This window comes from Saccharophagus sp. K07 (assembly GCF_014336955.1).
Classification (GTDB): domain Bacteria; phylum Pseudomonadota; class Gammaproteobacteria; order Pseudomonadales; family Cellvibrionaceae; genus UBA5868.
This window is the reverse complement of the sequence record NZ_QRAI01000002.1, coordinates 735859-745929: the sequence shown is the minus strand read 5'-3', so window position 1 is coordinate 745929 and position 10071 is coordinate 735859. Positions and strand designations below refer to the sequence as shown.

Here is a 10071-nt window from a genome sequence, read left to right as displayed (position 1 = left end):
ACTCTAAACTTGGCTCAAACCACGTTTGACTACCTATTCGCGTTATTACTAAGCTGAATTGATGGTCTCTTGGGTTTGAATATCTCTTAATTCACTCAACCACAAGAGCCCACACGCTTTGCTTGATCCTATTTTTAAACAGCCCCAAGTCGCTTCGGACTTTAGGTTCACCCCGTTGGTGAGGCGCGCATTCTACTCTTTCTTTCGAGCTTTGCAAGCTTTTTTTGCTTGCCTGACTCTCTATTTTCTATCGAGTCAGTTGGCTGCACCGCCGTGAGGGAGGCGCATTATCTGGATGCGCCCATGCTTCGTCAACTATTTTTTTCATCTTTTTTTTCGGTCTGAATCTGCACATCTTCAACTGGTTTCTGCGTCCCAGTTGTTACAACTGATTTCCGGTAAGCAAGCAACCACATTACAGGTCCAGACAAACAATAAATGCATGCCATCGCCAACAAGACAGTGGGCGGGTTGATCACCACAATGATGAAAACGAGCAACGCAGCCAGCATCACTACGAAAGGCACCCTGCCGCGCAGGTTAAATCCTTTAAAGCTGGTGTAGCGGATATTGGAGACCATCAACAATCCGATAACGACAGTAAGGATTCCCACCAACACCGAAACCTCGTAAGGAGGCACCACGTCGTGCCACAGCCAAACGGTAGTCGCAAGAATGGCCGCTGCCGGTGGACTGGCCAAGCCAACAAAGTAGCGTTTATCGACAGTTTCAACCTGAGTATTGAAACGAGCAAGACGAAGAGCAGCACAAGCGGCAAAAAGAAACGCTGCTGCCCAGCCGAACTTCCCTAGCGGCTCAAGCCCCCAACTAAAGATGACCAAGGAGGGCGCCAGACCGAACGAAACCATGTCCGACAAGCTGTCGTATTGCACACCGAACGCGCTGGTGGTGTTCGTTAGGCGCGCGATACGGCCATCAAAGCCATCCATTAGCTGAGCCACGATAATAGCCAATCCCGCCGCCTCAAAATTTCCCTTCATCCCCGAAATGATCGCGTAAAAGCCTGCAAACAAGGCGGCCGTAGTAAACAGATTAGGCAGGAGGTATACACCTTTATGCCGTTCCTTCTGCCCAGTGGATGTAACCACCTCTTCTTCGTGCTCGTCCACGATATTCAGTAACGGGTTATCCTGCTGATCATCACCGCTTGTTTTGTTCATATACAGCCCTTTTTGTGCGACGTTAAAAACAGGGAGTCGCAGTCAACCACTGCGCTCAGACAAATGATGGGCATGGTATAACAGGCCAATTTCGCTGGCTATGGGATAACAAACTTAGAGATTGGAATTGGAAGAAGAAAACGCAGCTCCAGGGAGGGGAGCTGCGCAAGAAGGGATTAATTGCGAGTCTTGTCGATGATTTTGTTGGCTTCGATCCAAGGCATCATGGCGCGAAGTTTGGCGCCGACTTGCTCGATAGGATGCGCAGCGTTGTTACGACGATGTGCAGTCATTGAAGGGTAGTTGGTCGCGCCTTCAGAAATGAACATCTTCGCGTATTCGCCGTTTTGGATACGCTTCAGAGCATTGCGCATGGCTTGGCGAGATTGCTCATTGATCACTTCTGGACCAGTAACGTATTCGCCGTACTCCGCATTGTTGGAAATGGAGTAGTTCATGTTGGCGATACCACCTTCGTACATCAGGTCAACGATCAGTTTGAGTTCATGCAAACACTCAAAATACGCCATTTCTGGGGCGTAACCTGCTTCTACCAGTGTTTCAAAGCCGGCTTTTACCAGCTCAACGCAGCCACCGCACAGAACGGCCTGCTCACCGAACAAGTCAGTTTCGGTTTCGTCTTTGAAACTGGTTTCGATGATACCAGTGCGGCCACCACCGATAGCGCTGGCATATGACAGAGCCACTTCTTTCGCTTTGCCGGATGCATTTTGGTGAATTGCCACCAGGTCCGGAATACCGCCACCTTTAACAAACTCAGAACGCACTGTGTGGCCAGGAGCTTTGGGCGCGATCATGACTACGTCGAGGTCGCTGCGGGGAACGATTTGGTTGTAGTGGATGGAGAAGCCGTGAGCGAAGGCCAAAGTAGCACCCTGCTTCAAGTTAGGCTCGATCTCTTCTTTATACAACTTGGACTGGAACTCATCGGGAGTCAGGATCATGACCAGGTCAGCGAAAGCTACGGCTTCTTTAACAGGCAGCACTTTCAGGCCCGCGCGCTCAGCTTTTTGCGCAGAGGCCGAACCGGGACGCAAGCCAACAACTACGTCAACACCAGAATCTTTCAGGTTGTTGGCGTGAGCATGGCCTTGAGAACCGTAACCAATTACCGCGACTTTTTTACTGCGGATGATCGAAAGATCACAATCTTTATCGTAATAAATCTGCATACATTCCTCTTCAGGTCATAGAGTTAGCGACGGGCGCATTTTAGACACAAGAAATTGTTGAGTAAAATGATATATTTGGAACTTCATATTTCATTTTTCGCAACAAAACTATGGATTTCACCCCGCTTAAGCTCTTCCTGACGTTAACCGAGACTCTCCACTTCAACCGGGCGGCGGAGCTTAGCCATGTCAGCCCATCGACTTTGAGCCGTTGTATCCAGCAGCTTGAAGAACAGCTCGGGGTGTCATTGTTTATTCGAAACAACCGCTCCGTTGCACTAACTCCCCAAGGCGCTCAACTGGCCAACTTTGCACGGGAAACTTTGCAACATTGGGAAACGCTTCGCGACAGCCTGCAGAGGAGTTCCAGCCGACTTCAGGGTTCTCTTAGCCTTTATTGTTCCGTCACCGCCAGCTATTCATTTCTTTACGACATCCTTAAAGACTTCCGCCAAGCACACCCCGCCATTGAACTCAAGCTCCATACTGGCGACCCAGCTCTGGCAATAGAGCGGGTGGTCGCCGGACATGAGGATGTAGCGATCGCGGCGCGCCAGGATGTGATGCCGCAGGAAATTCATTTCAAAAAAATCATCGACTCCCCTCTCCTGCTTATTCAGCCCCTGGATTGGCCAACCGATCAAAGTGACTCAAAAGAGTACTGGCAGTCAGTGCCTTATATAGTGTCGGAGCGCGGTGTCGCGCGGGATCGACTGGATGCCTGGTTTCGCAAAGGCAAAATCGCGCCCAAGATTTACGCTCAGGTCGCTGGCCACGAAGCCATCGTCAGCATGGTGAGCCTGGGACTTGGCGTAGGACTGGTTCCTAAAATCGTGCTGGACAATAGCCCTTTGGCGGAAAAGGTAAAGGTGCATCCTCACCAGCCCCGCCTCAAACCCTATGAGGTGGGCTTGTGCGTGCTGGCGAGGCGACTGAAAAGCCCGATCGTGCGGGCTTTTTGGGAGAGGATAAAAGAAGCTTAAACAGCAGCCACTTTGAAGGGTTTTACCATCAAAATCAGTTTGGGCAGCAAGAAGAGCGCCCCCAACAGAGCGACTAGCATGGCAAAACCGGTGAGTATTCCGAAGTAAATCGTCGGAATAAATTGCGACAGCACCATGATGGAAAAGCCAAAGATAATGATCACCGAGGTGTAGAACATTGCTCTGCCAATGGATGCGTGAGAGCGATGCATAGCAGCTACGTAATCGCCATCTACAGCCACCTCTTTCTTGAATCGATGGATATAGTGGATGCAATCATCCACTCCGATGCCCACAGTGATCGCAGCGATCGTGATGGTCATCATATCCAACGGAATTCCTGCCAAGCCCATTCCGCCCAAAATCACAATTGCCGCAAGAGCGTTGGGCAAGATAGCCACAATCGAAACCAGCACTGAGCGGAATAACACAACGAACATTCCCATAATGCACAGAAACACCGCGCCGATCGTCACAATCTGCGAGTTGAACAAGCTTTGCAGCATGTTGTTATACAGAACCAGAAGACCGGTGAATTGGTAGTGCTCTGGATTCAGATGCAATTCACTCGAAAGATGTTGCCGAAGTCGTTCGACCAGTTCCGCGCGCTTCAAGCCCGGATATGAATCCTTGACTCGCATGGTAATGCGCGTTTCTTCCGCTCCATATATATAAGGATCAACCAACGCTTGGCGAACCTCGTCGGACAAAGCTTGTTGCATAACCGCCAACTCAAAATTATTGAGGCTGCCGTTAATTTCTTTTCCTACTTTATATAGCGTGGCAAGAGACTGAACCTTGCCTATTTCCGGCAAGGTTTCCAAATAGTCGTGAATTCTCTCGATTTCCTGCAAGCCAGCTACCGTCATCCAATAACTGGATTTACTGTTGTCAGAGTCAGCGGAATCCGCAAATGGATCATCCTCTTCAGAACTCGACGTATCGAAAGGATCTTCCGCTTCAGCAAAAGGATCTTCTTCATCGGAATTAGATGCATCGATCTCATCATCTAATGTAAAGGCATTGGTTGCTCTTGCATTAATGATGATGTCGAGAGACGTAGTGCCACCAAGCTTTTGATCGATAACTGACAAACCTTGATAGATTTCCGTGTCTTCATGGAAGTAATCGATAAAACGATTTTCAACCTGTAAGCGCGTTACACCCCCCACACCCAGGGCAAGCAGAAGCAAGCTGATGGCAATCAATGCTGTGCCGTGCTTTTCAATCCATTTGGAGCAATAGGCGGTCAGAGGTTTGCCCTCGGCTTTTTTGCCGAGCACATGTAATCGAGCTTTTTCGCGCGGCATCAACATCAAAGCTGCGGGCAGAATCAGAAACGACAACGCCAGACCGAAACCCAGACCAATCGTCATCATCCAGCCGAAATCAATGACCGGGCGAATTCCGCTGACAACCAGCGACATAAAGGCGACCATAGTCGTCAAGGTTGTATACAGACATGGAACAGCCATAAAACGAATGGTTTCTGCGACCACGTCCTTTTGAGTCCAGTCGGGATTTTTATCGACAAATTCGCGATATCGCACCGCCAAGTGAATGGCGATGGACATGGTCAAAATCAGCAGAAGCGCAACAAAATTGCTGGAAATCACCGTCAGTCGCCAATCCAACCAGCTGACAAGTCCGATCATGAACCAAATGGTCGCAATACAAACCACCATAGGGATGGCGACAAAGCGCAATGAGCGGAAAATTATGGCGAGCACCAGCGCTATAAACAAAGCAGCGGCAGAGCCAAAGATCACCAAGTCCTTTTTAATAAAGGTAATCATGTCGGCAGTAATCATGGTGACGCCGCCGACGAAAATTTGCGCGCGATCTTTGTAGCGCGCGACCACTTCGCGAACCTTTTCTACCCGATCATGCGCGCGCGCTTCACTCGCCGTTCTATATTCCAGAAATACGCGGGCGACTTCTTCGAGCTCGTCTTTTTCCGCATCCGACAAACCTTCCTGATCGCGCTTTGCCCTTAGAGCATCGCGTTTCTGCACTAGATCTATATAGTGCTTATCAACGGCGAGATTGAGTTGCAGTGCGGTGGTCTGGCCGTCCGGCCCCAGAATCATCTCGCGATAAATGGGACTTTCCAGAAATTCTGTTTTTGCCAGATTTCGATCTATCCCCGGTGTTTCTAGAGTGCGAGGCTCTTTTGCAATTTCGCGCAGTGACCGCTTGGGGCTGAATAAAAGGGGAACATTCAAAATGCTGTTGATGCTGGAAACGCCTTCTATTTCAGCCAAGTCATCTTGCAGCTCGCGCAGTAACTTTAAAGATGCGTCACTGAAAAGGTCTTCTTTGGGCGTGAAGGTGACAATGAGGAAATCGCCACTGCTGTAATTTTTGACTTTCTCGCGAAAGTAATTGAGGTCTTGATCGTTTTCTAAAGTCAGTGAATCAGCGGAGGCATCTATTTTAAACCTGGGAAATCCCAAAGCCGCCGCTATGGCCAAAACTGCGAGCGTCAGTAATACCAACTTGGGAAATCGTGTGACAACAAAGAGCCACGATTCGATAAAACGATAAATCATATAAATTCCTTAAAGATCGAAAACTAATCGTCCTGCGAGTGATTGCCGCTGCGAGACTCAATATGAGCGCCGAGCGGTTTTTCCGGGAAGGCTGCGTCGCGCACTCTCAATTTAAGCTCTTTTGCGCTGGGAAATCCCCCGTCTCTTTTACGCTCCCAGATGCATTGGCCATTTACCAGAATCTCGAAGACTCCTCCGGTGCCTGGCTGAAGAATCACCTGATAAAGTTCATCGCTGAAGCTGGCGAGCAGTTCTTGAGCCATCCAGACTGAGCGCAACTGCCACTGGCATTGAGTGCAGTAGTGGATAACAACCGTAGTGGATTTGCTTTGCATTGAACCGGCCTTTTTAATCAAAGGGGCGTCATTCTACCCACTCTGCTCCGCCCGCGGCAGCAAACTCGTGCAAAACCTTGAGCACGCTGAATTTGTGATGCCTACACTAAAATGAATGAAGCAGTCCTCCTTTTATCTGAACGATGATTGAAAAGACCGGACAAAAACCTATTATGCGCTTCGATTTATCGCACGAGCCCGCGCCCGCACCTCAAGCCAAGGCAAACGCTCTGCCCGGACCTGACTGCCCATGCTGAAAATCCTCTTCACAGATCAACGCCGCGAACCTGTCTGGATGGTCGACAAGTCTCTGACTATTGGCGGCGCTGAAGACAATGATCTTGTTCTGGAGGATCCGCAGATCGAGCTGCAACATGCGCGTATTGTGTTTGCGAATGACTCCTACGGTCTGCACGATCTAGGCAGTGAAGCAGGCAGTTATGTCAACGGCATAAGAATTACGCAAAAGGCTTTGCAAAACGGCGACAAGGTCCAGTTGGGCAGCGTACAACTGGAGATTATCGATCCCTCGTTGCCGGAAAATCAGCCGGAGTGGTGTCTGGTGGCTTGTTCGAGCTGGCTTTCCGGGCAGGAATTTCCGGTCCGCTCACGCTCTCAATCGAACCAGATCAAAATCGGCCGCGCGAGTCACTGCGACATGATCTTCGCCGGCACTCATCTGTCCCGGGAACATGCATTGCTGACGGTTTGGGAAGATCGCCTCGAAGTTAAGGATCTCAAGTCGGCCAACGGCACTTTCATTAATGACAAGCGAATCAGCGAAGGGGCATTGTATTCAGGTGATTTACTGCGCCTGGACGTTTACGGCTTTCGCGTGTTTGGACCTGGGCGACGCCAGGAAACCAGTGAGCCGGCCAAAATCCGGACAACATCTGTCGGCAAAGAAGCCGTCGATGGCAGAGAGACCCTAATTCGCCCGGCACTGAATATCCCTATTCCTGAACAACCCAAACCCAAGGCGCAACCCACTACTCCAAAACGCTGGAAAACAGCACCTACGTCACCGGGCAATCGCCAGGAAGAGCCGCAGGAAAAGCAAGGCTTTTCCCTATTTGCCAAAGTTGTCGCTATAGGTCTGACCTTGGCTGTACTGGGATTAATTGCCTATTTATTTTCTGAATAGCCCAATTATTGACCGCCCCATGGTGGCAGCAGCGACTGCGAAATACCCAACTGGTCCATAATGCGGGCCACAACAAAATCCACCAGATCCTCAATGGATTTAGGGTTTTGATAAAAACCCGGGCTGGCCGGCAATATCACTGCCCCCATCTGCGTAAGCTTCAGCATATTTTCCAAATGAACCTGTGAATAAGGTGCTTCACGCGGCACCAGAATCAATTTTCTCCGCTCTTTAAGAGCCACATCCCCGGCTCTCTCGATCAGATTATTGCTGGCACCACACGCCAAAGCCGATAAGGTTCCACCGCTGGCGGGGCATATCACCATGGCATCTGGTGCACCTGAACCTGAAGCGACGGGGGAAAACCAGTCTTCTCGATCAAACAACCGGAGCTGTCCTGGCCCAGAAGGAAAAGTTTTGGCAAACCATGCCTGTTGCTCCGCCAAGCCTTCGGGCAGGTCATAGATAGTTTCCCGGCGAATCACCACTTCAGCGGCTTTGGAAATCAGCAAATAAACCTGGCAACCCGAGCCCAGCAACACTTGCAGCAAACGCAAACCGTATTGCGCGCCTGAGGCTCCAGTAATGGCAAGAGTGATCGTCTTAGCCATTGCGCGCCTGTAAAGCAGCAAGCAATTTTTTATGGATGCCGTCGAAGGAACCGTTGCTCATCACCACCAGGCGTTCGCCAGGCACTGCGCTATCCACCACTTTGGTAATAATCTCCGCTGTTGAATGGCAAATATGGTGTTCTGTCTCACCACTTGCCGGAACATCGGTCAGCGACCATCCGCTGTTTTCCGGCTCGAACCAAAATACTCTGTCAGCTGCCTGACAAGCCTGTTTCAAGCTGTCCCTATGAACGCCCAGCTTCATGGTGTTGGAACGCGGCTCAATAATGGCGGTGATTTTTGCGGCAGGATGCTGTGCCCGTGCGCCTTCCAAGGTAGTTTGAATGGCGGTTGGATGGTGAGCGAAATCATCGTACACGGCGACACCGTTTACCTCGCCCACCAATTCCATACGGCGTTTAACGCCTGAAAATTGGGTCAACGCTTGGCAAGCGACGTCAGGTGTCACCCCCACATGACGAGCGGCCGCAACTGCCGCAGTCGCATTGTGAATATTGTGGAGGCCGGATAATTCCCAACTGACCTCGCCTACTATCTCACCCTGAAATTGCACGACAAATTTTCTGCCGTCTTCCTGCAGTAATTGATAGGCCCAATCGCCGCCCAAGGTCTGTACAGGTGTCCAGCAGCCTTTTTTAATCACTTCAGTGAGCGCCTGATCCTGTTCGGGATAAATAACCAATCCCTCTCCCGGGACTGTGCGAACCAAGTGATGAAATTGCGTCTGAATAGCTTGCAGATTTGGGAAGATGTCCGCGTGATCATATTCCAGGTTGTTCATGATCAAAGTGCGCGGGCGATAGTGAATAAATTTGGAGCGTTTATCAAAAAAAGCGCTGTCGTATTCATCCGCTTCCACCACAAAAAAGGATGACTTGCCTAAAGCAGCGGAAGTCGGGAAATTCTGCGGCACACCGCCGATCAAATATCCGGGCTCATAGCCTGCAAAATGTAGAATCCAGGTGAGCATGCTGGTGGTCGTGGTTTTGCCGTGCGTGCCGGATACCGCCAAAACCCAGCGATCCCACAGAATGTGTTCAGCAAACCATTGCGGCCCTGACACATAAGGAAGATTGCGATTGAGGATGGCTTCCATCAAGGGATTGCCGCGGGAGACGACGTTGCCGATGACATAAAGATCGGGCTGCAAATCCAACTGTCCCGGATCGAACCCCTCAATAAGGCTGATGCCAGCTTGTTCCAACTGCGTACTCATTGGCGGATAGACTTGGCGGTCACAGCCGGTTACCACGTAGCCCTTCTCTTTGGCCAACTGCGCCAGGCTTCCCATAAAGGTGCCGCATACGCCGAGAATATGAATGTGCATGATGTGCCCCCGAAAAAATAGCTCCGCAGCTTAGCACGGAGATGCAAGGGGATCACCCAGCTGACCGAGCCTTGCACCTCGCTGCCGGGAGCCTTCCCTGTTTTTCCTATGATAGAATGCCGCCCGTTTCTTTCCTCATCACGTCTGACCAGGAATTTTTCATGAGCTTACAGTCTGTACCTACTGGCAAAAATCCTCCCGAAGAAGTCAACGTCATTATCGAAATCCCGCAAGGCGGCGACCCGATCAAATACGAAATCGACAAAGATTCCGGAGCTCTGTTCGTTGACCGTATTTTGGGTACTTCCATGCGCTACCCCTGCAACTACGGTTACATTCCCCACACTTTGTGTGGTGACGGCGACCCGGTTGACGTTCTGGTAGTGGTACCTTTTTCACTGCAAGCGGGCAGCGTCATTAAGTGCCGTCCGATCGGCGTATTGAAGATGTCTGACGAATCCGGCCAAGATGCCAAGCTGTTGGCTGTTCCTGTCAGCAAAACCACTCCGCTCTACAACAACGTGAAATCCTACAAAGATCTTCCGGAAATCCTGATCCAGCAAATCGCTCACTTCTTTGAGCACTACAAGGATTTGGAACCCGGCAAATGGGTGAAAGTTGAAGGTTGGGGCGACGCGGACGAAGCCAAGAAAGAAATTCTCGACTCCATCGAGAACTACAAAAAAGCGCAATAAAAAACAGGGCCTGCGGGCCCTGTTTTGTT

General features: G+C 50.4%; 9 protein-coding genes. 3 read left to right on the top strand and 6 right to left on the bottom strand.

Going from position 1 to position 10071, the window contains the following annotated elements; all coding sequences use genetic code 11:
* Positions 1-311 precede the first annotated feature (311 nt).
* Positions 312-1181 carry a CDP-diacylglycerol--serine O-phosphatidyltransferase gene (gene pssA, locus DWB84_RS09730; protein WP_187409559.1) on the bottom strand — a complete coding sequence of 290 codons (870 nt, stop codon included), beginning with the start codon at positions 1179-1181 and terminating at the stop codon, positions 312-314.
* Positions 1182-1357: 176 nt separating this feature from the next.
* A complete protein-coding gene (gene ilvC / locus DWB84_RS09725) occupies positions 1358-2374 on the bottom strand; it encodes a ketol-acid reductoisomerase (RefSeq protein ID WP_187409558.1) in 1017 nt (338 codons plus the stop codon).
* 110 nt (positions 2375-2484) lie between these two features.
* Between ilvC and ilvY the strand changes: the two genes are divergently transcribed.
* Positions 2485-3357, top strand: coding sequence for an HTH-type transcriptional activator IlvY (gene ilvY, locus DWB84_RS09720; RefSeq protein ID WP_187409557.1), 873 nt, complete (start codon positions 2485-2487; stop codon positions 3355-3357).
* Here ilvY and DWB84_RS09715 read toward each other — a convergent pair.
* Both DWB84_RS09715 and DWB84_RS09710 read right to left on the bottom strand, forming a co-directional pair.
* Positions 3354-5909 carry an RND family transporter gene (locus DWB84_RS09715; protein WP_187409556.1) on the bottom strand — a complete coding sequence of 852 codons (2556 nt, stop codon included), beginning with the start codon at positions 5907-5909 and terminating at the stop codon, positions 3354-3356. The two genes, ilvY and DWB84_RS09715, sit on opposite strands and share 4 nt — an antisense overlap.
* A 23-nt stretch (positions 5910-5932) precedes the next feature.
* Entirely contained in the window at positions 5933-6244 is a 312-nt protein-coding gene (locus tag DWB84_RS09710; protein WP_187409555.1) for a SelT/SelW/SelH family protein, read from the bottom strand.
* Between the two features lie 250 nt (positions 6245-6494).
* Between DWB84_RS09710 and DWB84_RS09705 the strand changes: the two genes are divergently transcribed.
* Positions 6495-7388 carry an FHA domain-containing protein gene (locus DWB84_RS09705; RefSeq protein WP_187409554.1) on the top strand — a complete coding sequence of 298 codons (894 nt, stop codon included), beginning with the start codon at positions 6495-6497 and terminating at the stop codon, positions 7386-7388.
* A 5-nt stretch (positions 7389-7393) separates the two neighbouring features.
* Here the strand turns inward: DWB84_RS09705 and DWB84_RS09700 are convergent, their stop codons facing one another.
* Both DWB84_RS09700 and mpl read right to left on the bottom strand, forming a co-directional pair.
* Positions 7394-7999 (bottom strand): flavin prenyltransferase UbiX, encoded by a 606-nt coding sequence (locus DWB84_RS09700; RefSeq protein WP_187409553.1) that lies wholly within the window; start codon positions 7997-7999, stop codon positions 7394-7396.
* The gene (gene mpl, locus DWB84_RS09695; protein ID WP_187409552.1) at positions 7992-9347 is read right to left on the bottom strand and encodes a UDP-N-acetylmuramate:L-alanyl-gamma-D-glutamyl-meso-diaminopimelate ligase; all 1356 of its coding nucleotides are present in this window, start codon (positions 9345-9347) and stop codon (positions 7992-7994) included. The genes DWB84_RS09700 and mpl overlap by 8 nt, the downstream gene beginning before the upstream one ends.
* A 161-nt stretch (positions 9348-9508) precedes the next feature.
* Between mpl and ppa the strand changes: the two genes are divergently transcribed.
* The gene (ppa, locus tag DWB84_RS09690; RefSeq protein ID WP_187409551.1) at positions 9509-10042 is read left to right on the top strand and encodes an inorganic diphosphatase; all 534 of its coding nucleotides are present in this window, start codon (positions 9509-9511) and stop codon (positions 10040-10042) included.
* Positions 10043-10071 lie beyond the last annotated feature (29 nt).

What these genes read in the sequence shown, in the direction of transcription:
- pssA (WP_187409559.1), bottom strand. Translation starts at nt 1,181, where the DNA reads ATGAACAAAACAAGCGGTGATGATCAGCAGGATAACCCGTTACTGAAT.
- ilvC (WP_187409558.1), bottom strand. Translation starts at nt 2,374, where the DNA reads ATGCAGATTTATTACGATAAAGATTGTGATCTTTCGATCATCCGCAGT.
- ilvY (WP_187409557.1), top strand. Translation starts at nt 2,485, where the DNA reads ATGGATTTCACCCCGCTTAAGCTCTTCCTGACGTTAACCGAGACTCTC.
- DWB84_RS09715 (WP_187409556.1), bottom strand. Translation starts at nt 5,909, where the DNA reads ATGATTTATCGTTTTATCGAATCGTGGCTCTTTGTTGTCACACGATTT.
- DWB84_RS09710 (WP_187409555.1), bottom strand. Translation starts at nt 6,244, where the DNA reads ATGCAAAGCAAATCCACTACGGTTGTTATCCACTACTGCACTCAATGC.
- DWB84_RS09705 (WP_187409554.1), top strand. Translation starts at nt 6,495, where the DNA reads ATGCTGAAAATCCTCTTCACAGATCAACGCCGCGAACCTGTCTGGATG.
- DWB84_RS09700 (WP_187409553.1), bottom strand. Translation starts at nt 7,999, where the DNA reads ATGGCTAAGACGATCACTCTTGCCATTACTGGAGCCTCAGGCGCGCAA.
- mpl (WP_187409552.1), bottom strand. Translation starts at nt 9,347, where the DNA reads ATGCACATTCATATTCTCGGCGTATGCGGCACCTTTATGGGAAGCCTG.
- ppa (WP_187409551.1), top strand. Translation starts at nt 9,509, where the DNA reads ATGAGCTTACAGTCTGTACCTACTGGCAAAAATCCTCCCGAAGAAGTC.